The organism is Caulobacter sp. 1776 (assembly GCF_040545685.1).
In the GTDB taxonomy this organism is placed as follows: Bacteria; Pseudomonadota; Alphaproteobacteria; order Caulobacterales; family Caulobacteraceae; genus Caulobacter.
This window is the reverse complement of the sequence record NZ_JBEPMI010000009.1, coordinates 247,336-273,711: the sequence shown is the minus strand read 5'-3', so window position 1 is coordinate 273,711 and position 26,376 is coordinate 247,336. Positions and strand designations below refer to the sequence as shown.

The window sequence follows — 26,376 nt, the reverse complement described above, 5'->3', positions numbered from 1 at the left end:
GTGGAGAGCTTCACGGCACTATTCGTGGTTACCCGGCCGTTAACCAGCAACCTATTGTTAGCACTCGTATTTTGCTCCTTGGTAAGGAGCGTGTCGGTGACCTACGAAGAGCGTCAGGCGTGGAGCGAGCTGTGGGAGGCTCTGTTCGGCGAGCCACCCTCGATCGAGGCCGACGCGGCGCTGACGGCCCGCATCCTGGTCGACTGCCTGCCACCGGCGCCGCCCTACGAATTTACGTCCCGAACTGAGTGAACGGCACGCGGTTGAAGAATTCCCGTTCGGCCCCGCGCGGGTCGTCTTCCAGGCGCGACGTGTTGTCGAAGACCATCGTCTGGCGGCGGGGCAGGGTGTAGGGCTCCCACCTCGGCAAGGAGCCGCCGTTCGGATCGCCGGCGCGGGCGAAGGCGACGAAGGCGTCGCTCATGGTGTCGGACATGGCGACCGACTCCGGCCCCGTCCCGACGATCGAGCCCTTGGCGTCCAGCGTGCCGAACACCAGGCCGATGTCGATCGTGTGCGGCGCGCCGAAGATCCCGCCGTCCTTGGGCGACTTCCAATTGACCTGGTAGGCGTAGGCCGGAGCCCCGGCCTTGGCCCGCTCCTCGTCCTGGATGACCGCCGCCTTCCACGAGCGGCCGGCCGTCGAGGCGGCGAAATAGACGTCCGACGGCGAATAGTACGGATAGGTCTGGCGATAGAAGGCCACGACCGTCTCGGGATCGATGTCGATCCGGGCGTTGAACTGGCCGGGCAGCTTGGCGACGACCTGGTCCCAGGTCATGTCGAAGGCCTTCGTGTCCCAGCCGATGAAGCCGCGCGTCTCGTCATGGGTGTTGCCGCACATCATCGGCACGGACAGGCCCACCGGCGAGGCGTCGGGGAAGAACGGGTGGCGGGTCAGGCTGCGCTCGTCCAGCACCGGGCCCATATAGACCCCGCCCGAGCCGGCGATCGGATCGACGGCCTTCAGCCCGTCCAGCATCTGTTCGGCGGGCAGGGCGCGCAGGGCGGCCAGGTCCTTCACGCCCAGCTTTTCCAGGAACTGCTTGGCGCGCTTGGTGGCGTTGAACGGGCCGCCGACGGTGACCTGCTGGCCGCTCATGGTGGCGGCGCGGTGGAAGAGGCCCTTGGCGGCCGGCATGGCCATCAGGGTGGCGATCTTGGCGCCGCCGCCCGACTGGCCGAACAGCATCACCCGCTCCGGATCGCCGCCGAACGCCGCGATATTGTCCCGCACCCATTGCAGGGCCAGCACCAGGTCCAGCTGGCCGGCGTTGCCGCTGTCGGCCGCGCTGGGGTCGTTGAACAGGCGGGCCAGATAGAGGTAGCCGAACGCGTTCAGGCGGTGGTTCACCGTCACCACCACCACGTCGCCGCGCTTGGCCAGCTTGGTCCCCTCGTACCAGGGATGGCCGCCCGAGCCGCCGTTGTAGGCGCCGCCGTGGATATAGAACATCACCGGCCGCTTGCCGCCGTCGGCGAGGCCGTCCTTCCGGCTGACCTTGGCCGGGGTCCAGACATTGAGGAACAGGCAGTCCTCGGAGAGGGTCTCGCCGTCCTCGCCCTTGCCCTGCTGCATCGAGGCCGGGCCATAGGCCAGGGCGTCCTTGACGTCGGTCCAGGGCTCGGGCCTGACCGGAGCCATGAAACGCCGCGCCCCGCCGGTGTCGGCCCCGTAGCGCAGGCCCTTGAAGACGCTGACCTCGCCGTCGACATAGCCGCGCACCTTGCCGTTGGTGGTCGTCACGACGGGCGAGCGCTTTTCGGCCGTGAAGCCGGCGGCGGGCAGGGCGGCGTAGGCCGTCAGGGCGGCGACGCCGGTGATCAGGGTGCGGCGGGCCAGCTTATGGGGGTTCTGGGCGGTGTCCACGGCGGTTCCTCCAGCGGTTTTTTGGCGACGGCTTCTGACGAGCTCGCGGGTAGCGGTAGCATGGATGACACCGGTGACAATCCATTTGTTCAGCGGACCGAGGCGGCGGCGATTCCCGGAATGCGCGCGACCTGTTCGGCCAGGAAGTCGGCCAGCAGCCGCACCCGCGCGACGCCCGCGCGCTCGGGCGCGATCAGCATGTTGAGGGGAATGGGCGGCGGCGAATAGTCGGCCAGGATCGGCTCGACCGTCCCGGCCGCGAGCAGGTCGTCGACCAGCCAATGATGTGCTGGCGCGATCCCACGTCCCGCCGCCAGCGCCTCGCGCACGGCCAGCCCGTGATCGACCGTGAAGCGGCCGCCGAACGTGATCGCATGCCGCTCACCGCCCCGCCCCTCCAGCACGAGCAGGTCGCTGCCGGCGATGTTGGACATCCGAAGCCCCTCCTGGCCGACCAGGTCCGCGGGCGTCTTCGGTCGCCCATGGGCGGCGAGATAGGCCGGGGCGGCGACCAGCAGCCGTCGCGACACGCCCAGCGCGCGCAGCTTCATGGCGCTGTCGGTCAGCGGGCCCAGGCGCAGCGCGATGTCGACCCCTTCACGCACCAGGTCGATGCGCTCGTCGTCCAGGCTGAGATCGACGGTGATGTCGGGATGGCGGTCCTGGAAGTCGAAGATCAGCTGGCACACGTGCAGCACGCCGAGGGCGGCGGTGCAGGAGACGCGAACCTTGCCGGACGCGGCGCCCTTCATCGAGCGGGCCTCGTCGCCGGCCTGCTCGACCAGCCACAGGATCCGCAAGCAGTGGGCGTAGTAGCCGCGCCCCTCCTCGGTCAGCGCGACGCGCCGGGTCGAGCGGCTGAGCAGCGGGACGCCGATCGCCGCCTCCAGTTCGTTCAGATGGCGCGTGACGGTCGACTGCCCGACGGCCAGCTCCCGCGCCACCGCCGACAGATTGCCGCGCTCGGCCACCCGGACGAACGTGCGCATGCGGTCGAGACTGACGTCGGAGCTATCCATAATTCGGAAGAATACTATGCCTTCCGTTGATCTTCCGGAAGAGCCGGCCGGCGGTCATCTGGGCGGAACACTCGACGCCCTGGAGGTCGCCATGAAAGTCCTGATCGTCTTCGCCCACCCCGAGCCGCGTTCGCTCAACGGCGCCCTGAAGGACGTCGCGGTCCAGGAACTGGAGGCCCAGGGGCACGAGGTCCGGATCACCGATCTCTACGCCGAGGGCTGGAAGTCGCAGGTCGACCGAGCCGACTTCCCGACCTGGCCGGCGGACGAGCCCCTGGCGGTGGGCGCGGCGTCGAAGGCCGATTTCGCGACCGGGACCCTGACCCCGGACGTCGCGGCCGAGATCGACAAGCTGCTCTGGGCCGACGCCCTAATCCTGCAGTTTCCGCTGTGGTGGTACGCGATGCCCGCGATCCTCAAGGGCTGGGTCGACCGCGTCTATGCCTACGGCTTCGCGTACGGGGTCGGCGAGCACAGCGACCGGCGCTGGGGCGATCGGTTCGGCGAGGGCGTGCTGGCCGGCAAGCGCGCCATGCTGAGCGTCACGATCGGAGGCTGGGCGGAGCACTATGCGCCGCGCGGCGTGAACGGGCCGATCGACGACCTGCTGTTCCCGATCAACCACGGAATCCTCTACTACCCCGGCTACGACGTGCTGCCGCCGTTCGTGACCTATCGCGTGGATCGCTTCGGCCCGGACGATTTCGCGCGCGTGGCGGATCAGCTGCGGGAGCGGATGCGGACGCTGTTCGAGATCGCGCCCATCGCCTATCGGCGGCAGAACGGCGGCGACTACGTCATTCCGGCGATGCAGTTGAAGCCAGGGCTCGAGACGCCGGGGGCGACGGGCTTCGCGCTGCACGTGGCGGGGAGTCAATCGACATTCAACCCCGAAACACCGCTCATCCCCGCGAAAGCGGGGACCCAAGCTGATTTTCAGCGCGTGGCGCCGCTCGAAACTCGTCCGCAGATTCGGCTTGGATCCCCGCTTTCGCGGGAATGAGCGGATGTGGGCGGCGACGTTGAACGCCGATCCCCCTAGAGCGCCCGCACAGCCGCCGCGTGTTCGGCGATCACCGCCAGGGTCGAGGCGTCGGTGTCGAACACGCCGTACAGGCCCTGCTCCTCCTGCGGCGGATCGCCGACGAAGCTCTTGTCGCCGGCCGCGAACCAGGCGTCGGGGTGCTGGGCGCGGCCTTCGCCGTTCCAGGCCCAGAAGTTGGTCCCGGCGATCGGGCCGCCGGCCTTCATGTCGTCCAGGGCCAGGCCGTAGATCGTCTTGTAGAAGCGGTCCTTGTCGGCCGTGGCCGAGGCGGGCGCGAAGGCGCGGGACTCCCGGATCAGGCCGAATTCCTCGATCACCAGCGGCTTGTTCAGCTGCTTGGCCAGGGCGATGTGGCGGCTGACATAGTCGCGGCAGCGGGCCTCGCCGGACGCGTAGGTGGCCGGCTGGTTCTTTGGGTCGATCCAGCCCCAATTGTTGGGCCAGACGTGCAGGGTCAGGTAGTCGATGGTCGCCGGCTTGTGGGCCTCGATCACGCAGGCCTCGCTGCGCAGGCAGCCCATCGAGCCCTCGCTGCCGGTGCAGACCAGGTGCTTGGTGTCGATGGTCTTGATGATGGCCGAGGTCTCGCTGATCCAGTGATAATAGACCGGCAGCAGCGTGTCGGCGTTGGCCTCCATCCCGCCGGGACGGGGCTCGTTGGCCAGCTGCCAGGCCATGATCGTCGGGTCTTCGCGATAGGCCTGGCCGGTGACGGTGTTGACCCGCCCCACCAGGCTCAGCAGGTAGCGACGGAACAGGGCGTTGGCCTTGGCGTCGCCATAGAAGCGGGCCGAATAGTCGGCGAACTCCGGCCACGGATGATTGGGATCGCCCTGCTGGAACCACGGGCCATTGCCGACCCAGTTCAGGTAGGCCGGCATGCCGCCCGACCAGTCCCAGAAATTGTTGACGTAGATCACCGCCTTCATGTCGCGCGCTGCCATCTCGGCCAGCAGCACGTCGAGGCCCTTCAGCAGATCCTGGCTGTAGGTCCCGGGCTCCTCCTGAAAGGTCGGCGAGACGGCCGCCTTGGCCGGCGATCGCTCGCCCGCGCCCAGCACCCGCAGATTGGTGACGCCCATGGCCTTGAGCCTGTCGAGCTCGCGCTTCAGCCGTTCGCGGTCGCCGCTGGGGCCGGGCGAGCCCAGCCAGGCCCCATACCAGAGGTTCGCGCCGGCGAAGCGGTAGGGCTTGCCGTCCAGGACCAGCCGGCCGTTCTTGACCCCCACGAAGCTCTTCTTCGGCGCCGGCGGCTTCTTCGCCGCGCCCAGGGCGGGCAGGGCGGCAAACACGGCCATCAGATGGCGGCGGGAAAGGGTCATGGCGCGTCCTCGGTCTGGAGCTCTACTGGCTCCTTGGAGCACCATGCCGCGCGGTGACAACGCTAACAACCGTCCGTGGCTGGCCAAGGCTAAGTCAAGGCGGTGCTCTACCTGTGCTCCAGGCTGTGCCAGATCCGGGTGACCTGTACGCGAGAGCCGAGGACGCGGTAACGGATCACATAAGCGCTCTGACCAAAGGGAATGCTGATTTCTCGGGCGGTTTGGCCGACCGAGCGGCCTCGCAAGGGCGCCTCGGCCAAACTATCCAAAGCGCTCTCCAGCAGCGGGCCCAGTCTTGCCGCCGCCCGAGTGTCGCGCACGGAAAGCCAGACGACGAGACGGTTGAAGTCCTTCTTGGCTCCAGCCGATACCGAAACCGTAAAGGTCAACCCAGGCCCGCGGTCACGCGGCGCATGTGGGCGCGGAACTCATCGAGTGAGATCGCCGGCTCGTCGCCCCGCTCGATGGCGTCGGCGATGGCTTCGTCGATAGCGGGGTCAGGATCGATCGTTTTGGGAAGCGCGCCGGTCAGGCCAGCGTCGATGAGCGCCACGGCGTACTCGGACACGGACATGCCCAGGCGGTCGGCAACGACCTTCAGCCGGGCAGCCTGCTCATGGTCGATATGAATGTCGAAGCCGTCGGCCATGGACGGAGAATCCCGCCCACGGCCTGGAACGTCAAGGTCACAGATTCAGCAGCGCCGGGTCGCCGCCCTGGGCGGTGATGTTGACGCTGATCGCCCGCTCGACCGCGAAGCGCAGCAGGGCGTGGGGGCCGCCAGCCTTGGGGCCGGTGCCCGACAGCCCTTCGCCGCCGAACGGCTGGACCCCGACCACGGCGCCGGTCATCGAGCGGTTGACGTAACAGTTGCCGGCCGGGACCAGACGCTGGACCTGGGCCGCGAAGCTTTCGATCCGCGAGTGAACGCCCAGGGTCAGGCCGTAGCGGCGCGCGGCCAGGGCGCCGGCGGTTTCGGCCAGGTGCTCGGGCTTGTAGCGGACCACGTGCAGCACGGGGCCGAACACCTCGCGCTCCAGGAAGTCGGCGGCGGGGATCTCGGCCAGGACGGGGGCGAAGAAGGTTCCGCCGGCCGGGGCCGCCAGGGCGTGCAGCACCTTGGCCTCCTTCTTCAGGCGGACATGGTGCTTGTCGAGCGCGTCCTTGGCCTCGGCGTCGATGACCGGGCCGACGTCGGTGACGGCCAGGGCCGGGTCGCCCAGCACCAGGGCGTCCATGGCGCCCTTCAGGCCGTCGATGATGTGGTCGGCGGTGTCTTCCGGCAGGAACAGCAGGCGTAGGGCCGAGCAGCGCTGGCCGGCCGAGCCGAAGGCGCTGACGATGACGTCGTCGATGACCTGCTCACGCTGGGCGGTGGTGTCGACGAACATGCCGTTCAGGCCGCCGGTCTCGGCGATGAACGGCACGATCGGGCCGTGCCGTTGGGCGAGCGTCTGGTTGATCCGCCAGGCGGTGTCGGTGCCGCCGGTGAAGGCGACGCCGTCCAGGCCCTCGTGGCTGGTCAGGGCCGCGCCGACCGTCTCGCCGCGGCCGGGCAGCAAGGCCAGCAGGCGGCTGTCGAGGCCGGCGGCGTGGTACAGCTTCACGGCCTCGAAGGCGATCAGCGGGGTCTGCTCGGCCGGCTTGGCCAGCACGGCGTTGCCGGCGGCCAGGGCCGCGGCGATCTGGCCGGTGAAGATGGCCAGCGGGAAGTTCCACGGGCTGATGCAGACGAACACGCCGCGCCCAGCCAGGCGCAGGGTGTTGGTCTCGCCGACCGGCCCCTTCAGCAGCTGGCCGTCGCCGAACTGATCCTCGGCCAGCACCGCGTAGTAGCGGCAGAAGTCGACGGCCTCGCGGACCTCGGCGATGCCGTCCGACAGGGTCTTGCCGGCTTCGCGGGCCAGGATGGCGATCAGGCGGTCGATGTTGGCCTCGAGCGCGTCGGCCATGGCGCGCAGCACCGTGGCGCGGGCCGGGCCGCCGGCCTGGTCCCAGGCGGGCTGGGCGGCGCGGGCCAGGCGGAAGGCCTCGTCGATCTGCGGGATCTGGGCTTCCGAGACCGCGCCGACCACCCTCGCGTCATCGGCCGGGGCGACCACCGGCAGCGGCGGGGCGCCGGCCGTGACCTTGCCGCCGATCAGCGGGCCGGCCGACAAGGTGACATTGTCCAGGGCCGCGACAGCCGCTTCCAGGCGTTCGCGGTCGGCCTTCACCGACAGGTCGAGACCGGCGCTGTTCTGGCGGCGCGGACCATAGACCGCGATCGGCGTCGGGATCTTGGCGTGGCGGTCGGGACGGGCCTCGACCGTGTCGATCGGGTCGGTGACCACCTTCTCGACCGGCACCCGCTCGTCCAGCAGGGCGTGAACGAAGCTGGTGTTGGCCCCGTTCTCCAGCAGGCGACGGACCAGATAGGGCAGCAGATCCTCGTGGCCGCCGACGGGCGCGTAGGCCCGCAGGGTGATGCCGTCATAGAGGTCGTCGGCGGCCTTGTAGAGCGCCTCGCCCATGCCATGCAGGCGCTGGTGCTCGATCTTGACGCCGGCGTTCTTGGCCATGCGGACCACGGCCGCCAGGGTGTGGGCGTTGTGGGTGGCGAACTGGGCGTAGAGGTGCGGGGCGGCGGCGATCAGCGCCTTGGCGTTGACCAGGTACGACAGGTCGGTGGCCGGCTTGGTCGTATAGACCGGATAGTCCGGCCGGCCGGCGACCTGGGCGCGCTTGATCTCGCTGTCCCAGTAGGCGCCCTTGACCAGGCGGACCATCAGGCGGCGGCCGGTTTCCTTCGACAGGGCCTCCAGGCGGGCGATGACCTCGCCGCAGCGCTTCTGATAGGCCTGGACGGCCAGGCCCAGGCCTCGCCAGTCGCCCAGCTCCGGCTCGCGGCACAGGCGGTCCAGCAGCTTCAGCGACAGGGCCAGGCGATCGGCTTCCTCGGCGTCGATCGTGAAGTTCAGGTTGTGGCGGGCGGCGATCTTCGCCAGCCGCAGGGTGCGGGGATAGAGCTCCGCCCAGACGCGGTCTTCGTGCGTGGCCTCGTAGCGTGGGCACAGGGCCGAGAGCTTGACCGACACGCCGTGGCCGGCTTCCGGGCCGGCGCCGTTCGATAGCTTGCCGACCGTCTCGATCGCGTCGGCATAGGACTTTTCGTAGCGCTCGGCGTCGGCGGCGGTGCGGGCGCCTTCGCCCAGCATGTCGAAGCTGCACATGTCGCCGTCGTTGGCGGCGCGCTTGATGGCCGCCTCGATCGTCCGTCCCAGGACGAACTGCTCGCCCATGATGCGGATAGCCTGGCCGACGGCGGCGCGGATCACCGGCTCGCCCAGGCGGCCGGCCAGTTTCTTGACGAAGCCGGGCAGGTCCTTCTTGGCCTCGTCGTCGGGCTCGACGATCTTGCCGGTCAGCATCAGGCCCCAGGTCGAGGCGTTGACGAACAGGCTGTCGCTGCCGCCCAGGTGGCTGGCCCAGTCGGCCGAGCCGATCTTCTCGGCGATCAGCTTGTCGCGGGTGTCGTCGTCGGGCGTGCGCAGCAGGGCCTCGGCCAGGCACATCAGCGCCAGGCCCTCGCGGGTGCCCAGGCTGAACTCCTGCAGGAAGCTCTCGACCACGCCCTGCTTGCGGACGGACCGACGCGCCCCGCGGACCAGGGCCTCGGCCTCGGCGCGGACGGCGGCGCGGTCCTCGCTGGACAGCGGCTTGGCGGCCAGCAGGTCGGCGATCACGGCGGCTTCGTCGCGATACTTGCCGTCGTCGAGGCTATCCCAGTGGGCCAAGTCGGTCATGGTCGGTCCTGTGGTTGGAATATCGTCGGTCTATCGCGGCTTCAGGCAAAAGTGCTTCGTTTGTTGCGCGGCGGCTCCGTAGCTTCTTCGGCCGAAGCGCTGAAAATGATCGTCCGCTCCAGCGTCGCCAGGCGCGCGCGGATGCGCGCGGGTGAGCATGCTCTGGAAGAGGGGAGGGAGGAAGGGACGCGCTCTTGGGGGGAGACGCGCGCGTCCCTTCCTCTCTTGCGCGACGCCAGGCTGGGGAGCGGGCGTCGCGTGGGTTCCAGCCTTCGACGGCTGGCCGGTTCCGCCGGGCGCCCTTTCGAGGAGGGGCAGGCGCCAAGCGGGGCTGGAACGATCGAGGGTGTAACGCTTGGCTTGCCGAATGTGCTACGTTTGTGAGCGCTACTTTTCGAAGCTTCTTCGGTGAAAACTCGGCATGGCCATTTCCGCTCTAGATGACACCGACCGCCGGTTGTTGCGGGTCCTGCAGGTCGACGGCCGCATCACCAACGCCGAGCTGGCCAAGCGCTGCAACCTGTCGCCGGCGGCGACCTTCGACCGCGTCCGGCGGCTGCGCGAGCGCGGCTACATCACCGGTTATGTCGCCCTGCTGGACCCGGCCAAGGTCGACCGGGCCCTGCTGATCTTCGTCGAGGTGGTGCTGGACCGCACGACCGGCGAAGTGTTCGAGGACTTCGCGGCCGCCGTGCGCCGCGCGCCCGAGATCCTGGAGTGCCACATGGTGGCCGGCGGCTTCGACTATCTGATCAAGGCCCGGGTGCGCGACATGGAGGCCTATCGCGGCTTCCTGGGCGACATCCTCGTGAAGATGCCCGGCGTGCGCGAGACCCGGACCTATGCGGTGCTGGAAGAGGTCAAGAGCACGGTGCAGCTGCCGCTTTGAGACTCAAATAGCCGCTCTCCCCGGCGAAAGCCGGGGTCCAGGTTCATCCGATGAGTTTGGGGATGACGCGTCTGTGGGCGGCGGGAATGCCCAGGCTCTCGGGGTTCGATCTGGGTCCCGGCTTTCGCCGGGAAGAGCGGATTTAGGATTTCTCCCGCCCTCGGAACGCCGCCACCTTGGCCCTATTCCCGCAGGCGCTCATCGAGCACCAGCGGCGGTCGCCCTTGCGCGAGGTGTCCAGGAACAGGATCGCGCAGGTCGGTCCCGCGCACTGGCGGATGCGGCCGGCGTCCGGTCCGCCCAGCAGTTCGATCGCCTCGCGCGCCACCCCGGTCAGCAGCGCCCGCGCGCCGCCGGTCCAGCGCCGCTGGCCCGAGGCGTCCAGCCAAGGCGCGGCGGCCGGCTGGGCGGCGAAGGCGTTGAGGGCCTCGCGCGGCGTCTCGGGCAGGGGACGGCCTTCGGCCCGGGCCATGGCCAGGACGAATAGCGTCTCGCGAAGCGCGCGCGCCGCCGAAAGATCTTCGGCCGTCGCGCCGGTCACGCCGTCGGCCAGCCCGGCCGCGACCAGCCAGCGGTCGAGGTCGCCGGGCGCGGCCAGGGCCTCGCGATGATGGCCGCTGACCCGCCCGGCCAGGGTGGCCGGCAGGTCCAGGGGCAGGCGGCCGCCCCGGAAGCGGAAGCCGTCTCGGGTCTCTTCGATCTTGGATGTCACGAAACGCTCATGGGAAGTCGGGCGGAAACCGCATTGACAGGTTAGCCGCGTTCGTCGAGGTTGCGCCAGTAACCGGTCAAATAAGTTACATAAGGTGCGAGATGCGAAAGACGATGACGGCCTTAGCGACGGCGATACTGAGCGCGGGCGCGGCCCAGGCGGCGGACTTCCCCCTGGCCGGGACCTGGACCCTGACGGCTGCGGACCGGATCACCCCGGCCGGCGTGCGCGAGCACGACTATGGCGCCGCGCCCAAGGGCCGGCTGATCGTCGATGCGACGGGCCGCTACAGCCTGCAGATCTTCAAGAGCGAGCGCGCCGGCTTCGCCTCGGGCGACAAGAAGCGCGGGACGCCGGAGGAATATGCCGACGCCGCACTGGGCTCCTCGACCCACTACGGGACGCTCGCCATCGACGCGGCGGCGCACCAGCTGCTGTTCAAGATCGACGGCGCGTCGTTCAAGAACTGGGAGGGGACCACGCAGAAGCGCGCCTACGAGCTGAAGGGCGACACGCTCAGCTACCGCGTGCCGACCGCGCCGGACGGCAATACGCCGATCTCGGAGTGGAAGCGGGAGCGGTAGCAAAGGGTGGAACGGGCGGCTCCAGGGGTGGGGGGAGGAGCGCGCCCGTTCCGTTCGCGACCATCGGGGGGGATGATGGACAGCGAACCGCCCCGGCTCGCGCCGGGGAGTTCTAGATGGCGAGCGATCAGACCGCCGGGGCGCCGCCGCCGAGCGCCTTGTAGAGCGTCACCAGATTGGTCGCCCGGGCCAGGCGCGCGGTGATCAGGCCTTGTTGGGCCGCGTACAGCGTGCGCTGGGAATCGAGCAAGGTCAGGGCGCTGTCGAGGCCGGCGTCGCGACGCTGCTGCGACAGGCGCTGGCTGTCCGTGGCGGCCGTGACCAGGCGTTCCTGGGCCGCGAGCCGGTCGGCGACCGTGGCGCGCACCGACAGGGCGTCGGAGACCTCGCGGAACGCCGTCTGCACGGTCTTCTCGTAGGTCGCCACGGCGATGTCGCGATTGGCCTTGGAGACCTTCAGGTTCGCCACATTGGCCCCGCCCGCGAAGATCGGCAGGCTGATCTGGGGCGCGAAGCTCCAGGTCCCCGTACCGCTCTTGAACAGGCCGTCCAGGTCGCCGCTGGCCGTTCCGGTCGCGCCGGTCAGGCTGATGCGCGGGAAGAAGGCCGCGCGGGCCGCGCCGATATTGGCGTTGGCGCCTTGCAGCTGGTGCTCGGCGGCCAGGACGTCGGGGCGACGGACCAGGACGTCTGACGGCAGGCCGGCCGGCAGGTCGGCCAGGATCCGGGCCGATTCCAGCTGGCCCGCCGGCAGCAACTCGGCGGGGACGCCGCCGCCGGCCAGCAGGGTCAGGGCGTTGAGGTCCTGGGCGACCTGGGCGGTGTAGACCGCCACGTCGCTGCGGGCCGTCTCGGCCTGGACCTGGGCGTTGCGCAAGGTCGCCACCGAGCCGACGCCACCGTCGACCTGCTGCTGCGTCAGGCGCAGGGTGTCCTCGCGGGTGGCCAGGGTGCTCTTGGCCAGGGCCAGGCGGTCCTGGTCGGCGGCCAGGGTCAGCCAGGCGTTGGCGGTCTCGGCGATCAGGCTGGTGCGGACCGAGCGGCTGGTCTCCTGCGTCGCCAGATAGCTCTGCAGGGCCGCGGCGTTCAGGCTGCGGACGCGGCCGAACAGGTCCAGCTCGTAGGCGGTGAAGCCGACGGTGGCGCTGTAGACCTCGGTATCGAAGGCCTGGCCGGTCTGCGAGGTCGAGGCCGGGGTGCGGCCGCGCTGCTCGGACAGCACGCCGTTGATGGCCGGGAACAGGGCCGAGCGCTGAACGCCGTACTGGGCGCGCGCCTTCTCGATGTTCAACACCGCCACGCGCAGGTCGCGGTTCTGCTTCAGGGCCAGGTCGACCACGCCTTGCAGGCGCGGGTCGATCAGCACCTGGCGCCAGTCGAGGTCGGCGGCCGTGACCGAGCCCGTGGGCTCGGGGCTCGGCGTGGACCAGGTCTGGGCCACCGGCAGGCTTGGACGCTTGTAGTCCGGGGCCAGGGTGCAGGCGCTGACCGCCGTGGAGGCCAGCAGGATCAGGGAGAGGTTACGGAACATGATCAGTGGGCCTCCGTCGACGGGACCTCGCCGCCGTGCTCGGCGACGGCCGCATCGTGGCCTTTGTGCTTGGGTTTGAAGATCCGCTCGACCAGCACGAAGAACAGCGGGACGAAGAAGATCGCCAGGAGGGTGGCCGACAACATGCCGCCGATCACGCCGGTGCCGATGGCGTGCTGGCTGCCCGAGCCCGCGCCGTTGGAGATGGCTAGGGGCAGCACGCCGAACACGAAGGCCAGCGAGGTCATGATGATCGGCCGCAGACGGATGCGGACCGCCTCGACGGTGGCTTCCACCAGGCCCATGCCCTTCTCGTACAGGTCCTTGGCGAACTCGACGATCAGGATGGCGTTCTTGGACGCCAGGCCCATGGTCGTCAGCAGGCCGACCTGGAAGTAGATGTCGTTGCTGAGCCCGCGCAGGGTGGTGGCCAGCAGGGCGCCGACGATGCCCAGCGGAATGACCATGATCACCGACAGCGGGATCGACCAGCTCTCGTACAGGGCCGCCAGCAGCAGGAACACCACCAGGATCGAGATGCCGTACAGGGCCGGAGCCTGGTTGCCGGACTCCCGCTCCTGAGCCGAGAGGCCGGTCCACTCGTAGCCGATGCCGGGCGGCAGCTGGGCGGCGATCTTCTCCATCGCGGCCATGGCCTGGCCCGAGCTCTTACCGGGGGCCGGCGAGCCCTGGATGTTCAGCGACGACAGGCCGTTGTAGCGCTCCAGGCGCGGCGAGCCGTAGATCCAGTGGGTGGTGGCGAACGACGAGAACGGCGCCATCGTGCCGCTGCTGGTGCGGACGTACCAGTTGTTCAGGTCCTCGGGGCGCATGCGATAGGGCGCGTCGGCCTGGACATAGACCTTCTTGACCCGGCCGCGGTCGATGAAGTCGTTGACATAGGTTCCGCCCCACGCGGCGCTGAGCGCGGCGTTGATGTCGGCGGTGGTCAGGCCCATCGCCCCGGCCTTGGCCTGGTCGATGTCGATCTTCAGCTGCGGGGTGTCGTCCTGGCCGTTGGGGCGGACGCCGACCAGGGTCGGGTCCTTGGAGGCCATGCCCAGCACCTGATTGCGCGCGGCGACCAGGGCGTCGTGGCCGACGCCGCCGATGTCCTGAAGCTGGAAGTCGAAGCCCGACGAAGTGCCCAGTTCCGGCACGGCCGGCGGCACGATCGCGAAGACCATGGCGTCACGGATCTGCATGAACTTGCCCATGGCGCGGCCGGCGACGGCCTGCGCCTTGCGGTCGGCGGCCTTGCGCTCGTCGAAGTCCTTCAGGCGAATGAAGGCCAGGCCGGCGTTCTGGCCGGCGCCGGCGAAGCTGAAGCCGGCGACGGTGAAGACGGCCTGCACCGACTCCTTCTCGTCGACCAGGAAGTGGTGACGCACCGTGTCGAGCACGGCCTGGGTGCGCGCTTCCGGCGCGCCCGGCGGCAGCTGGACGAGGGTGAACATCGTCCCCTGGTCTTCCTCGGGCAGGAAGGCGCTGGGCAGGCGGATGAACAGGAAGCCCATGACCAGAATGACCACGCCATAGGCCAGCATCCAGCGCCCGCCGCGGCCGAGCAGGCCGCGGACCGTGCCCTGGTAGCGGCCGCTGACGTCGTCGAAGCTGCGGTTGAACCAACCGAAGAAGCCGGTCTTGTGCTCCCTGTGGCCCTTCTCGACGGGGCGGAGCAGGGTGGCGCAGAGAGCCGGGGTCAGGATCAGGGCGACCAGCACCGACAGGGCCATGGCCGAGACGATGGTGATCGAGAACTGGCGATAGATCACGCCCTGCGAGCCGCCGAAGAAGGCCATCGGCACGAACACCGCGGCCAAGACCAGCGCGATGCCGATCAGGGCGCCGGTGATCTCGTTCATCGACTTGCGGGTGGCCTCGACGGGACTGAGCCCCTCTTCCTCCATCACCCGCTCGACGTTCTCGACCACGACGATGGCGTCGTCGACCAGCAGGCCGATGGCCAGCACCAGGCCGAACATGGTCAGGGTGTTGATCGAGTAGCCGAAGGCCGACAGCACCCCGAAGGTGCCCAGCAGCACCACCGGCACGGCGATGGTCGGGATCAGGGTGGCCCGCCAGTTCTGCAGGAACAGGAACATGACGATGAAGACCAGCACGATGGCTTCGAGCAGGGTCTTGACCACTTCCTCGATCGACAGCTTCACGAACGGCGTCGAGTCGTAGGGGATCACGTAGCGGAAGTTGGGCGGGAAGGTCTTTTCCAGCTGGGCCATCCGCGCCTTGATGGCGTCGGCGGTGTCGAGCGCGTTGGCGCCCGGCGCCAGCCGGATGGCCAGACCTGCGGCGGGCTTGCCGTTGTACTTGGCGGCGAAGCCGTAGCTTTCCGCGCCCAGCTCGACCCGCGCGACGTCGCGCAGGTGGACGATGGCGCCCCCAGGGCTGTTGCGGACGATGATGTCCTGGAACTGGGCCGGGGTGGTCAGGCGCGACTGGGCCGTGATCGTGGCGTTCAGGCCGATGCCGGGCAGGTTGGGCACGCCGCCCAGCTGGCCGGCCGAGACCTGGGCGTTCTGGGCCCGGATGGCGGCGATCACGTCGGCGGGGGTCAGGTTGAAGCTGGTCAGCTGGTTGGGGTTCAGCCAGATGCGCATGGCGTATTGCGCGCCGAACAGCTGCACCTCGCCCACGCCATCGACGCGGCTCAGCGGGTCTTGCAGATTGCTGGCGATGTAGTCGGCCAGGTCGGTGTTGGTGGTCTTCGGATCATCGGAATACATGCCGACGATCAGCAGGAAGTTCCGCGCCGACTTGGCGACGGTCAGGCCCTGCTGCTGCACTTCCTGCGGCAGGAGCGCGGTGGCCGTCTGCAGCTTGTTCTGCACCTGCACCTGGGCGATGTCGATGTTGGTGCCGGCCTTGAAGGTCAGGGTCGTGGTGGCCGCGCCCGAGCTGTCGCTGGTCGACGACATGTAGTCCAGGCCGTCCAGGCCCTTCATCTTCTGCTCGATGACCTGGGTGACGCTGTCCTCGACGGTCTTGGCCGAGGCGCCGGGATAGAAGGCGGTGACCGACACCTGGGGCAGGGCGATGTTGGGATACTGGGCGATCGGCAGCGTGCGGATGGCCAGGGCCCCCGCCAGCATGATCACGATCGCGACGACCCACGCGAAGATGGGCCTGTCGATGAAGAAACGGGAAAGCATGACGGGCCGGCCTTAGCGTTGGGCTTGAGCGGTGATGGCGACGGGCTTGACCGGCGCGCCGGGTCGGACCTTCTGCAGGCCTTCGACGACGACCTTGTCACCAGGGTTGAGGCCGGTGGTGATCAGCCACTTGTCGCCGACCGTCTGGGCGGTGGTGACCGGACGCGGCGCCAGCCCGCCCTTGGCGTCGACCACCTGCACGATGGCGTTGCCCTTGGGATCGCGGCTGACGGCGGCCTGCGGGATCAGGATCCCGCCGTTGGCCACGCCCTTGTCGAGCAAGGCGCGGACGTACATGCCGGGCAGCAGCACGCCATTGGGATTGTCGAAGATGGCGCGCAGCACCACCGAACCGGTGGTCGGATCGACGGTCACGTCCGAGAATTCCAGGCGGCCCGGGATCGGATAGGTCGAGCCGTCTTCCAGCTTCAAGGTCACCCGGGCCGAGCCCGAGCGACCCAGCTTGCCGCTGTTGAACGCCGCCTGCAGCTGCAGCAGCTCGGCCGAGGTCTGGGTCAGGTCGACATAGATCTTCGACAGGTCCTGCACGGTGGCCAGCGGCGTGGCCTGGCTGGCGGTGACCAGGGCGCCAGCCGTCACCGCGCTCTTGCCGATGCGGCCCGAGATCGGGGCGGCGACGCGGGTGTAGTTCAGGTTGATGCGAGCCGTGTCGAGCGCGGCCTTCTGAACGGCCACGGCGGCGGCCGTCTGGGCCGCCGCCGCCTGGGCGTCGTCATTGTCCTGCTTGGACACCGCGCCGCTTTCGACCAGCGTCCTGTAGCGGTCGGCCTTCAGCTTTGCGGCGGTCGCGGAGGCCTGGGCCTGGGCGAGGGCGGCGGCGGCGCTGTTGACGCTGGCCTGATAGGTCGCCGGATCGATCTGGTACAGCGACTGGCCGGCCCGGACCAGCGAGCCTTCCTGGAACAGGCGCGCCTTGATCACGCCGCCCACCTGCGGGCGCACTTCCGAGACCAGATAGGCCGAGGTGCGGCCGGACAGTTCGCTGGTCAGGCCGACGGGCTGGCTTTGGGCGACGATGTAGCCGACCTCGGTAGGCCCGCCCGCGCCCGTGCCGCCGGCCCCGCCTTTCTGGCCGCACGCGGCGAGGGTCAGGGCGATGGCGGCGAGCCCCACGGCCGTCGCCGTGGTGGAGCGTTGGAAGTGCATGTTTGACCCCAGATGCGGTGACTTCGCGGGCTATTGCCCTTGACGAAGCCGGCATGATGAACAATCTGAGAATGAACGTTCATTCTCAAGCGGGCTGGACATAGGAGCGGTACTGTCGCAAGTCAACCTCCACGCCCGCGGCTTTGGCTGACCTAACGGAAATGTAATGCCGATCAGGATTTTCAATGGCTGACGAGACTCATTCGGGCCGACCGTCGCCGGAATCGCGCCGTCAGCAGATTCTGGATGCAGCATGCGAGCGTGTGCGGCAGTCGGGCTTCCACGGGGCCAGCATGGCCGACATCGCCAAGGCCGCCGGCCTGAGCGTCGGCCAGATCTATCGCTACTTCGAGAACAAGGAGGCGATCATCGCCGCCATCGTCGCTCAGGACCTGGCCGAGATGCGCGACAAGTTCGCCGAGCTGGAAAGCCAGCCGGGCACCCTGCTGGACGCGATCGACGACCACCTGCCCGAGGGCGTCGACAAGTGCTTCGACCCGCGCCGGGCGGCCCTGGCCCTCGAGGTGGTGGCCGAGGCGGCCCGCAATCCCAAGGTCGCCGCCATCGTCCGCTCGGCCGACGAGCAGGAGCGGGCCCTGGCCAGGTCGATGATGGAACGCGACCGCAAGCCCGAATGGAGCGAGGCCGAGTTCCTGGCTCGCTGCGAAACCATCGGCCTGTTGTTCGACGGCCTGCTGATGCGCGGCGTCAATCACCCCGACCTGGACCGCGAAGCCCTGACGGCCGTGCTGCGCTCGACGGTGAAGCACCTGCTGACTTAAGAGGCGGCCAACCCTGTCATCCGGGCGTAGCGAAGCGGAGACCCGAGATGACAGATTAGGTTGTGTCAAAAATTCGCCAATGAATTCATAGCTTAAGCGTGGATTTGGCGCGGCGTCCGGTCGCATGGCGAGAGGGCGTTAACCCTTCCATATCTGCCGGCCATCCCGCCAAGGCAGAAAGCTTCCCATGACCCTATCGATCGCGAAGACCGTCAGCCCCGCCGCCGTGCGCTGTGTCCTGGGTCTGGCCGCCGTTTTCGCGCCGATGGTGGGGGCGGCCATGGAGCGTCCGGCCTCGGTGCGTCCGGGGCCCGCGCCGATCATCAAGCTGCTGGCCGACATCACCGCCAAGCCCGCGCCGCCGCGGGTGATGGCGCTGGTCTGGAAGGGCGCCGACATCGACGGCGACGGCGCCAGCGACTTCGCCAATCCGACCGGCGCGGCCCCGCGCGGCCACGACGACTTCGGCGACGGCTGGTTCGGCGCCCGCCGCGACGGCGGCTCGCGCGACCACGAAGGCGTCGACTATGTCGCCAAGGCCGGCCAGGCCGTCCACGCCCCGATGTCGGGCTATGTCACCAAGATCGGCTACGCCTATGCCGGCGACACCGAGCTGAAGTTCGTCGAGATCGCCAATCCGGCCCTGGGCTACGCCGCCCGCGCCTTCTACGTGACCCCCGGCGTCGAGGTCGGCCAGGCCGTCCGCCTGGGTGACACGATCGGCGAGGTCGAGAGCCTGCAGGGCCACTATCCCGGCATCACCAACCACGTGCACCTCGAGATCCTGGCCCCGGGCGGCGACCGCGTGAACGCCGCGCGCCTGATCACGCCGACGATGGTGGCGGTGAACCAGACGGCCGACACCGCCGCCGATTGAGGCCTTGTGTGGCGCTGACCTAGTCCAGCGCCCGGTACGTGAAATTCCGGAACCGCGCCGAGCCCTTGCCGGCCGCGTAGAGGCCTGGCTTCAGCATCAGGAAGCCGCCGCGGACATTGTGGTGGTAGCCCGAGACCTCCATGCCCCGGTCGAACCGCTTCCAGGTCTGGCCGCCGTCTCCGGACGTGTGGAAGCTGACGATGTGGCGGGTGTTGATCAGCTTCATCAGCATCCGCGACCCGTGCGGGTTCGGGGGACGGCCGCGCTCGATGCCGTACTGGTGGGTGACGAAGGTCTTGTCGTCGAAGCCCAGGCCGCAATAGAGCTGGCGGTCGTAGAACAGGATCAGGCCGGCGCGGGTCTCGGGATCGATCTCGATGTCGCACGTGATTTCATAGGCTTGGTCGCCGTTGACGAAGATCAGCGGCGCGCCCGTCGACGGGGCCTCGCCGGCGCCCTTCAGGGTCATGACGCCGCCGGCGCGGCTGATGCGCTCGGCCTCGCCCGGCTTGGGATCGAAGAAGGCCCACTGGACGCCCAGCTTGTCGGTGGTGAAGTCGTCCGACAGCGCCTTGCCGTGCGGGCCCGACTTGCCGCCCTTGGGTTTCGGGATGGGCTTCGACAGGTCGCCGCCGCCCACCTCGAACCAGCCGTCGGCGGTCCAGGTCACGGGGGCCAGCAGGGTCTGGCGGCCCAGGGTGTAAAAGCCGTTCTCGTAGCCGTGATAGACGGTCCACCAGTCGCCTTGTGTCGGGCCTTCGACCAGGGTGGCGTGGCCGCGCGACCACCACTTCTCGCTGTTGTCGACGGTGCGGACGACCGGATTGCGCGGATGGTCCTCCCATGGGCCAGCCAGGGACTTGGCGCGGGCCACGATGACCATGTGGCCGGTCGGCGGACCGGCCGTGCCGCCCACGGCGGTGACCAGGTAGAAATAGTCGCCCCTGCGCATGACCTTGGGACCTTCGGGCGAGAAGCCCTCGACGTCCCAGGTGTCGGGATAGCGCCACGGATTGTAGACGTGCTCGGGCTGGCCGACCGTCGACAGGCCGTCCGGGGCCAGCTGGATGCGGTCGCCGCCCGACAGGAACAGCCAGCGCACGCCGTGCTCGTCGACGACGTGGCCGGGGTCGATGTAGCGGGGCAGCTTCAGGTCGACCGGCTCGGACCACGGGCCCTCGATCCTGTCGGCCCAGATCACGTAGCTGGTATTGTTGTTCGGCTTCTTGGCCGGCAGGTAGATGTAGTAGCGGCCCTGGTGTTTGCAGAGCTCGGGAGCCCAGATCGAGCCGACATTGGTCTTCAGCGTGGTGGTGACCGGCGTCCAGTTCACCAGGTCCTTGCTGCGCCAGATCAGCAGCCCCGGATAGGCGTCGAACGACGAGTGGGTCATGTAGTAGTCGTCGCCGTCCTTCAGGATCGACGGATCGGGGTGGTCGCCGGCCAGGATCGGGTTCAGGAACGTCCCGTCGCCCAGGTCGGCCTTGCGCTGGCCCTCGACGCCCTTGGTCCAGGTCGGGCCCGAGATCGACTTGCCGGGCAGGGTCCCCATCTGGCCAGCCGCTTCGCCCGCGCCGGGCAGGGCGGCGAGGCCTGCGCCGGTCAGCAGCGAGCCCAAGGCGCCGCGGCGATTGATGTCGACCATGGGTGTTCCTCCCGACGATTACGCTTACGTCTGTTGGACCTCACTTAGCGGTAAGTCGGCGTCTATGTCCACCGGTGTCATTGGCGAGTTGGATTGATTTCCATGACGTTTTTCCGGCGCGAAAGCCAAGCCCGAAACAACGTCCCTGGCTTGGAAGATCGCACGAAAAACGCCCGGGAGAGGACCCCCGGGCGTTCTTGTCTTCAGCGGATGGAGAGCTTCAGCCCTGCATCGCCTCCAGCTCCTTGCCACGGGTCTCGTGGATCAGCTTCTGGACCAGGAAGAACGAGACCACCGCGCTCAGGGCGTAGAAGCCGTAGGTCATCGGCAGGCTGCGGGCCGCCATCGACGGGAAGCTGACCGAGATCGCGAAATTGGCGATCCACTGGGCGAAGCCGGCCACGGCCAGGGCCGAGCCGCGCATCTGGTTGGGGAACATCTCACCCAGCATGACCCACATGACGGGGCCCCAACTGAGGTTGAAGAACACCACATAGGCGTTGGCGGCGATCAGGGCGATCGGGCCGACGCTGGCGTCCAGGTGCAGGGCGCCGTTGACCGTGGTGGCGGTCGAGAAGCACCAGGTCATCACGCCCAGGGTCACGGCCATGCCGGCCGAGCCGATCAGCAGCAGCGGCTTGCGGCCGATCTTGTCGATCACGGCGATCGTGGCCAGGCAGGCCAGGATCGACAGCGAACCCGACAGGATGTTGATCTTCAGGCTGTCGTCCTCGGTGAAGCCCACCGACTGCCACAGCACCGAGCCGTAGTAGAAGACGATGTTGATGCCGACCAGCTGCTGGAAGACGGCCAGGACCAGGCCGGCCCACAGGATCGGGCGCAGCTTCTTGGTGACGGGGTCCAGCAGGTCCGAGAACTTCGGCTGGTGGTCGACGGCCAGCGAGGCGCGGATCTCGGCCACCTTGCCGGCGCCCTGGCCCGGGCCGAACAGGCGCGACAGGATGGCTTCGGCCTGGGCGTCCTTGCCCTTGGCGACCAGGAAGCGCGGGCTTTCGGGAATGACCAGCAGGGCGAAGAAGAAGATGGCGGCGGGAATGGTCTGCATCCAGAACATCCAGCGCCAGGCCGGCAGGTCCAGCCAGAAGGGGGCGGTCGAGCTGCCGGCGGTGTGGGCCAGCACGTAGTTGGCCACGAACGCGCCGGTCAGGCCGGTGATGATCATGATCTGCTGCACGGACGACAGGCGGCCGCGGATATTGGCCGGCGTGACTTCCGAGATGTAGACGGGGCACAGCACGCTGGCCGCGCCGACGCCCAGGCCGCCGATCAGGCGGAAGGCGATGAACACCAGCGAGGTGTGCGCCGCGCCGCTGCCCAGGGCGCTGACCAGGAACAGCAGGGCGGCGATGATCATCACCGTGCGGCGGCCCCAGACGTCGGCCAGGCGGCCGGCGGCGAAGGCGCCGAACGCGCAGCCCAGCAGGATGGCGCCGACGTTCAGGCCGGTGCCCAGCTTGCTGAGGCTGAAGGCCTTCTCCAGGCCTTCCTGCGTGCCGTTGATGACGCCGCTGTCGTAGCCGAACATGAAGCCGCCGATCGTGGCGACGGCGACGATCGCGGCGATGAAGGCCATGTTGACCTTCGCGCCGTCGGCGCTCATGCCGGCGCTAGGGCCAGCGTTGGATACTGAAGCCACAGGTTTCCTCCCCATGGGGCCTCTCCGGCCCGTTAATGCCCTATGGTCCTTGTCGGACCTCTGGTTACCGGCGACCTTAGTGTTACCGGTATCAGCGCGCAAGCTTCGGTTCTGGCGACCATCGTCCTCGCGCGCGGACTCACGCCTGCCGTCCTTGGATAGCAGAAGCGGGCACGTTTCCGCGACGTCCGCATCGTAGGACGCGCGATCGGTTCCGAGGCATACCGGCGGGATGCGGGCCGCTGGCGGGTGTGGCCCGAATGTGACCGTTCCCGCGCCATCGCCAACATTGCCGAAAAGAAATTTGTCCCTGTCGCCGGAAGGGTCTTTACGCCTGGAGGTCGAGATCGCGCGGACGTCCGCGGCGGCTTCCTCGACGCTCAAGTTGGGGATGCTTCCTTGCGACTGAAGTTCGCTCTTTTCGCCGCCGCCGCGGCGATCCTGCCGCCGACCGTCGGTCTGGCGCAGACCACCGCTCAAACCGCCCCGGCCGCCCAGACCGCGCCGGCGAAGCCCAAGGACGCGCCGAACGCGGTCGAGGGCGTGACCATCACGTCCGACTCCACCGCGATGCGGACCTCGATCGATCGCCGCAGCTACAGCGTCGCCAACGACCTGTCGGCCAAGACCGGCTCGATCTCGGATGCGCTGCGTAACATCCCGTCGGTCGAGGTCGACGTCCAGGGCAATATCAGCCTGCGCGGCGACCCGAACGTCACCATCATGATCGACGGCAAGCCCTCGGGCATGTTCAACGGCGACAACCGCGCCGACGCCCTGCAGCAGCTGCCGGCCGACAGCATCGACCGCGTCGAGGTGATGACCAATCCGTCGGCCGCCTACCGTCCCGACGGCTCGGCCGGCATCATCAACCTGATCACCAAGAAGACCCAGAAGCCGGGCACGACCGGCACGATCCGCGCCAATGTCGGCCCCGACGGCCGCTACAACGGCGGGATCAGCGCCACGCGCCGCCAGGGCAAGGCCACGCTGTCAGGTGACGCGTCGTATCGCTTCGACCACCAGGAAGCGCGCTCGGACACCGACCGCGCGGTGCTGGACAGCGCCAGCGGCAAGTTCCTGCCCAGCGTCCAGGACGCGTCGGTGATCAACGAGGGCGAGGCGATCAGCCTGCGCGGCGGTCTCGACTACGACCTCGACAAGAAGACCCGGCTGTCGGCCGAGGTGCGCTATCGCGGCATGAACTACGACAGCGACATCGACGAGTCGTACGTGGCTCAGAACGCGGCCGGGACGACCGGCCAATCGTACCTGCGCGACAGCGTCGCGCGGCTCAAGCGCGACAACTCGGCGATCAGCGGCGACTACCGCCGCCAGCTGGGCGGGGCCGAGCATGAGCTGACCTCGCACCTGGAATACGAGCTCACCCAGTTCAAGCGCGCCTCCACCGCCTTCCAAGATGGCGTCGTCGGCGTGGCCGACCAGTATGAGGCGTTCAGCTTCGGCGCGGGCCAGAAGCGCGCCAACTGGAAGATGGACTACAGCAAGCCGCTGCCCGGCCAGGCCAAGTTCAAGTCCGGCCTGGATTTCGAGGCCCAGGACAACGACTACGACAACTACGGCGCCCGGGGCGCGACCCTGAACGGCCAGGTCGTGGATCCGGCGCGGACCAACCGCTTCCTCTATGACCAGGACGTCTTCGCCGGCTACGTGACCTATGAGCGGCCGTTCGGCGACCTGACCGTCCAGGGCGGCCTGCGGGCCGAGCAGGTCAATATCCGCACCGACCAGATCACCTCGGCCCAGAAGGACAAGAACGACTATTTCCGGCTCTATCCGACCCTGCACGCCGGCTATCGGGTCAACGACAACAACACCTTCAACGCCAACTACAGCCGCCGCGTCCAGCGCCCGGGACCGCAGGACCTGAACCCCAACCGGATCTACCAGGACCCGCTGAACTACCGGGCCGGCAATCCCAACCTGAAGCCGCAGATCACCGACTCGTTCGAGCTGGGCTGGCAGTACCGCAAGGGGCCGGCCTACTACCTGGCGACCTTCTATTATCGCGACGCCAAGGACGGCGTCACCGACGTGGTCCGCAGCCTGGGCGGCGGCGTGCTGCTGACCACCCGCGAGAACCTGGCCAAGAGCCGCAACGGCGGTCTGGAGCTGGTGGCCAACGGCCGCCTGACGCCGAAGCTGACCTACAATGTCAGCGCCAACGCCTTCTGGAACGAGATCGACGCCTCCAGCCTGGGCTTTACCGGCAAACGCTCGGGCACGACCCTGTCGGGCCGCGCGAACCTGAACTACCAGGCCACGCCGAAGGACTTCTTCCAGATCAACGCCTTCACCTCGGGCGAGCGCCTAACCCCGCAGGGCCACCGCGAGCCGGTGCAGCTGATCAATGTCGGCTATCGCCGCAAGATCAACGACAAGCTGAACTTCGTCGTCACGGTCAATGACGTGACCAATTCGTTCGAGGACACCGTGGTCACCGAGACCCCGATCCTGCGCGACACCACGCGCCGGACGGCCAAGGTGCGGGCGGCCTTCTTCGGCTTCAGCTACGCCTTCGGCGGCGGCAAGCCGCGGCCGGAGCAGTTCGAATTCGGCACGGGCGGCCCGAACTAAAGATTACACTTGTAAAAGATTGGCTTTCTGACCAGGATCGCGGGCATGAGGTCCGCGATCCTGGAAACCCTGGCCGCCATGGCTGTCGCCGCCCCCCTGGCGCTTTTGGGGGCGGCGCCGGCCGTCGCCGCGTCGACGGCTCCGTCCCATAGGGCCGAGGCCTGCGCCCTGGGCGCCCAGGTCATGGCCGAGCAGGCTAAGGGCGGCGTGAACGCCTTCGATGACCAGGACAGCTTCGCGAGTGAGTTCATCAAGCGTGGCGTCCGCGATGCGCGTCCATACGGCTGGGGTTTGTCCGCCTGGCAAAAGGCGCTGCTGACGAAGCAGCCGCCGGTGAATCTGTTCGTCCGCTGCCCCGAACTGGCGCGTCGGCTGCCAGCGGGCGCGCGGATGGCGACGGCCGAGGATCGGGCGGCGGTCGAACGTCTGGGCCCGGCGCCTCGCATCTACATCGGCAGGGTCGCCGCGCCTTCGATCAGCGCCGACGGCAAGACGGCGCTGGTGATGGAATTTTCCAGGTGCCCGGGCCTCTGCGGCGGCGGCAGCCTCTACGTCTACAAGCGGGTCAACGGGCGCTGGGTGAAGGACGCGCCGGTCTTCACAATGATTTCTTAGAGCGCGTTTGCGGAGGTATGGGCCGTTTTGCCCGAGAACGCGCTCTGCCGAGACGTCGACGCTACATGATCGTCCGCGGCGCGGCGCCAATGTCCGCTCGGGGGGCTTCGGCCGTGCGCTCGGACGGCCTGAACAGTTCGGCTTCGGCGGCGGCGCCCCAGGCCGACGGCGCGGCGCTCAGCCGCTTTTCGTAGCGCCAGACCTTGAGCGGGAACCAGCCCCCCGGAATTTCGGTCGGCATCGTCTGGGTTCCGGCCAAGGCCCACCCCGCCTTCTTGTAGAAGCGGGCGGCGCGCACATTGCCGACGGCGCAGGCCAGCCAGGGCGTCATGATCCCCGCCTCCAGCAGGCGGTCCTCGGCGTCGGCCATCAGCAGGGCGGCGACCCCCGCGCCGCGCATCTCTTCCTCCACGTACAGCTGGTGCAGCTCGTCGCCCTTGAGCAGGTGGAAGCCGAGCGGCTCGCCGACCGGCCCCACCGTCCGGATGTGGGGCAGGGCGAGGGCCATGCGGACGATGAAGCTATCCAGCGTCCGGCGCGCCACGAGGGCCTTGGGGACGATCGGCAGATGCGCGTCTCGCCAGCCTTGCCACCAGAGGCGGGCCAGCGGGCCGATGTCGCGAGTTTGAGCGGTGCGGATGCCCATCGGTTCAGTCCGGATCGACGCGCGATGAAGAACGCGGACGCGCGCGCCAAGCAGCGCGGACGCCTTTTACTGTAACCACGGTTAAGGCGGCGAGGGCGGCGGGAATCAGCGCGATGAGCCACACCAGCACGACGAGGCCCAGCTGCAAGGCGGTCGTCAGGACCACCAAGGTAGGAGATTCTCGGCCTTGTTCCGGTGCTTTGGTCAAAGACAACATGCTGATTGCACAACAGAAAGATCGGCCCCGACTTCTGCACTATACTACCTGTTTTGGGTTCAACCTACGGGAGAATTTTACATTTGACTGCAGGTTTTTTAAGCATTTCTTAATCTTTTAGCGAATGGTCACGCTTATTTACCTAAATTAAGGGGTGAATAACGAATTGAAATACTTGTGGTGGATTCTTGACCTTTTCTAAGGTCAAGCTGCCTTGTTCTGGCCATCTTGGACCTGAAAACTCG

At 68.3% G+C, this 26,376-nt stretch carries 22 protein-coding genes; 8 read left to right on the top strand and 14 right to left on the bottom strand.

Annotation, left to right across the window (positions count from 1 at the left end; translation table 11 throughout):
- The first annotated feature begins 96 nt into the window (after positions 1–96).
- Positions 97–252 carry a hypothetical protein gene (locus ABIC66_RS23775; RefSeq protein ID WP_354073758.1) on the top strand — a complete coding sequence of 52 codons (156 nt, stop codon included), beginning with the start codon at positions 97–99 and terminating at the stop codon, positions 250–252.
- On the opposite strand, the gene ABIC66_RS23770 is transcribed toward ABIC66_RS23775, so the two are convergent.
- Both ABIC66_RS23770 and ABIC66_RS23765 read right to left on the bottom strand, forming a co-directional pair.
- Positions 233–1,843 (bottom strand): carboxylesterase/lipase family protein, encoded by a 1,611-nt coding sequence (locus ABIC66_RS23770; RefSeq protein ID WP_354073885.1) that lies wholly within the window; start codon positions 1,841–1,843, stop codon positions 233–235. The genes ABIC66_RS23775 and ABIC66_RS23770 overlap by 20 nt on opposite strands.
- A gap of 116 nt (positions 1,844–1,959) precedes the next feature.
- Positions 1,960–2,889, bottom strand: coding sequence for a LysR family transcriptional regulator (locus ABIC66_RS23765; RefSeq protein ID WP_354073757.1), 930 nt, complete (start codon positions 2,887–2,889; stop codon positions 1,960–1,962).
- Positions 2,890–2,905: 16 nt separating this feature from the next.
- Here ABIC66_RS23765 and ABIC66_RS23760 point away from each other — a divergent pair, with 16 nt between their 5' ends.
- Complete coding sequence (locus ABIC66_RS23760) at positions 2,906–3,892, top strand: NAD(P)H-dependent oxidoreductase (RefSeq protein ID WP_354073755.1); 987 nt, start codon at positions 2,906–2,908, stop codon at positions 3,890–3,892.
- A gap of 35 nt (positions 3,893–3,927) precedes the next feature.
- Here ABIC66_RS23760 and ABIC66_RS23755 read toward each other — a convergent pair whose 3' ends face one another.
- The 4 genes from ABIC66_RS23755 to putA form a co-directional block, all read right to left on the bottom strand.
- Positions 3,928–5,256 carry a glycoside hydrolase 5 family protein gene (locus ABIC66_RS23755; protein WP_354073754.1) on the bottom strand — a complete coding sequence of 443 codons (1,329 nt, stop codon included), beginning with the start codon at positions 5,254–5,256 and terminating at the stop codon, positions 3,928–3,930.
- A 107-nt stretch (positions 5,257–5,363) separates the two neighbouring features.
- Positions 5,364–5,645, bottom strand: a complete 282-nt coding sequence (locus ABIC66_RS23750) for a type II toxin-antitoxin system RelE/ParE family toxin (protein ID WP_354073753.1) — start codon at positions 5,643–5,645, stop codon at positions 5,364–5,366.
- Positions 5,642–5,905 carry a type II toxin-antitoxin system antitoxin RelB1 gene (relB1, locus tag ABIC66_RS23745; RefSeq protein ID WP_354073751.1) on the bottom strand — a complete coding sequence of 88 codons (264 nt, stop codon included), beginning with the start codon at positions 5,903–5,905 and terminating at the stop codon, positions 5,642–5,644. Before relB1 ends, ABIC66_RS23750 begins: the two co-directional genes overlap by 4 nt.
- Positions 5,906–5,942: 37 nt before the next feature.
- On the bottom strand, positions 5,943–9,032 hold the full coding sequence (putA, locus tag ABIC66_RS23740) for a bifunctional proline dehydrogenase/L-glutamate gamma-semialdehyde dehydrogenase PutA (RefSeq protein WP_502910409.1): 3,090 nt from the start codon (positions 9,030–9,032) through the stop codon (positions 5,943–5,945).
- A 430-nt stretch (positions 9,033–9,462) separates the two neighbouring features.
- Here putA and ABIC66_RS23735 point away from each other — a divergent pair, with 430 nt between their 5' ends.
- Positions 9,463–9,930 (top strand): Lrp/AsnC ligand binding domain-containing protein, encoded by a 468-nt coding sequence (locus ABIC66_RS23735; RefSeq protein ID WP_354073747.1) that lies wholly within the window; start codon positions 9,463–9,465, stop codon positions 9,928–9,930.
- 142 nt (positions 9,931–10,072) lie between these two features.
- Here the strand turns inward: ABIC66_RS23735 and ABIC66_RS23730 are convergent, their stop codons facing one another.
- Positions 10,073–10,642: a CGNR zinc finger domain-containing protein gene (locus ABIC66_RS23730; RefSeq protein WP_354073746.1), complete on the bottom strand. Its 570-nt coding sequence runs from the start codon at positions 10,640–10,642 to the stop codon at positions 10,073–10,075.
- A gap of 101 nt (positions 10,643–10,743) precedes the next feature.
- On the opposite strand from ABIC66_RS23730, the gene ABIC66_RS23725 reads away from it, so the two are divergent.
- Positions 10,744–11,226, top strand: a complete 483-nt coding sequence (locus ABIC66_RS23725; protein WP_354073744.1) for a lipocalin-like domain-containing protein — start codon at positions 10,744–10,746, stop codon at positions 11,224–11,226.
- Positions 11,227–11,353: 127 nt separating this feature from the next.
- On the opposite strand, the gene ABIC66_RS23720 is transcribed toward ABIC66_RS23725, so the two are convergent.
- From ABIC66_RS23720 to ABIC66_RS23710, 3 genes are read right to left on the bottom strand one after another with little or no spacing between them, the layout of a single operon-like run.
- Complete coding sequence (locus ABIC66_RS23720; protein WP_354073743.1) at positions 11,354–12,757, bottom strand: efflux transporter outer membrane subunit; 1,404 nt, start codon at positions 12,755–12,757, stop codon at positions 11,354–11,356.
- Between the two features lie 2 nt (positions 12,758–12,759).
- Positions 12,760–15,927: an efflux RND transporter permease subunit gene (locus tag ABIC66_RS23715; RefSeq protein ID WP_354073741.1), complete on the bottom strand. Its 3,168-nt coding sequence runs from the start codon at positions 15,925–15,927 to the stop codon at positions 12,760–12,762.
- A gap of 12 nt (positions 15,928–15,939) precedes the next feature.
- Positions 15,940–17,094 carry an efflux RND transporter periplasmic adaptor subunit gene (locus tag ABIC66_RS23710; protein WP_354073740.1) on the bottom strand — a complete coding sequence of 385 codons (1,155 nt, stop codon included), beginning with the start codon at positions 17,092–17,094 and terminating at the stop codon, positions 15,940–15,942.
- Between the two features lie 185 nt (positions 17,095–17,279).
- Between ABIC66_RS23710 and ABIC66_RS23705 the strand changes: the two genes are divergently transcribed.
- Together ABIC66_RS23705 and ABIC66_RS23700 are read left to right on the top strand one after the other, a co-directional pair.
- Positions 17,280–17,876, top strand: a complete 597-nt coding sequence (locus ABIC66_RS23705; RefSeq protein ID WP_354073738.1) for a TetR/AcrR family transcriptional regulator — start codon at positions 17,280–17,282, stop codon at positions 17,874–17,876.
- 187 nt (positions 17,877–18,063) lie between these two features.
- Positions 18,064–18,753, top strand: a complete 690-nt coding sequence (locus tag ABIC66_RS23700) for a M23 family metallopeptidase (RefSeq protein ID WP_354073736.1) — start codon at positions 18,064–18,066, stop codon at positions 18,751–18,753.
- Between the two features lie 19 nt (positions 18,754–18,772).
- Here the strand turns inward: ABIC66_RS23700 and ABIC66_RS23695 are convergent, their stop codons facing one another.
- Both ABIC66_RS23695 and ABIC66_RS23690 read right to left on the bottom strand, forming a co-directional pair.
- Positions 18,773–20,398 carry a family 43 glycosylhydrolase gene (locus ABIC66_RS23695; protein WP_354073734.1) on the bottom strand — a complete coding sequence of 542 codons (1,626 nt, stop codon included), beginning with the start codon at positions 20,396–20,398 and terminating at the stop codon, positions 18,773–18,775.
- A gap of 220 nt (positions 20,399–20,618) precedes the next feature.
- Positions 20,619–22,055, bottom strand: a complete 1,437-nt coding sequence (locus ABIC66_RS23690) for a sugar porter family MFS transporter (protein WP_354073733.1) — start codon at positions 22,053–22,055, stop codon at positions 20,619–20,621.
- A 399-nt stretch (positions 22,056–22,454) separates the two neighbouring features.
- Here ABIC66_RS23690 and ABIC66_RS23685 point away from each other — a divergent pair, with 399 nt between their 5' ends.
- Both ABIC66_RS23685 and ABIC66_RS23680 read left to right on the top strand, forming a co-directional pair.
- Positions 22,455–24,653 (top strand): TonB-dependent receptor domain-containing protein, encoded by a 2,199-nt coding sequence (locus ABIC66_RS23685; RefSeq protein ID WP_354073731.1) that lies wholly within the window; start codon positions 22,455–22,457, stop codon positions 24,651–24,653.
- A gap of 45 nt (positions 24,654–24,698) precedes the next feature.
- Positions 24,699–25,268: a hypothetical protein gene (locus ABIC66_RS23680; protein ID WP_354073729.1), complete on the top strand. Its 570-nt coding sequence runs from the start codon at positions 24,699–24,701 to the stop codon at positions 25,266–25,268.
- Positions 25,269–25,329: 61 nt separating this feature from the next.
- Here ABIC66_RS23680 and ABIC66_RS23675 read toward each other — a convergent pair whose 3' ends face one another.
- Positions 25,330–25,914, bottom strand: coding sequence for a GNAT family N-acetyltransferase (locus ABIC66_RS23675; protein WP_354073727.1), 585 nt, complete (start codon positions 25,912–25,914; stop codon positions 25,330–25,332).
- A 4-nt stretch (positions 25,915–25,918) separates the two neighbouring features.
- Complete coding sequence (locus tag ABIC66_RS23670) at positions 25,919–26,131, bottom strand: hypothetical protein (RefSeq protein ID WP_354073726.1); 213 nt, start codon at positions 26,129–26,131, stop codon at positions 25,919–25,921.
- Between the last annotated feature and the right edge of the window lie 245 nt (positions 26,132–26,376).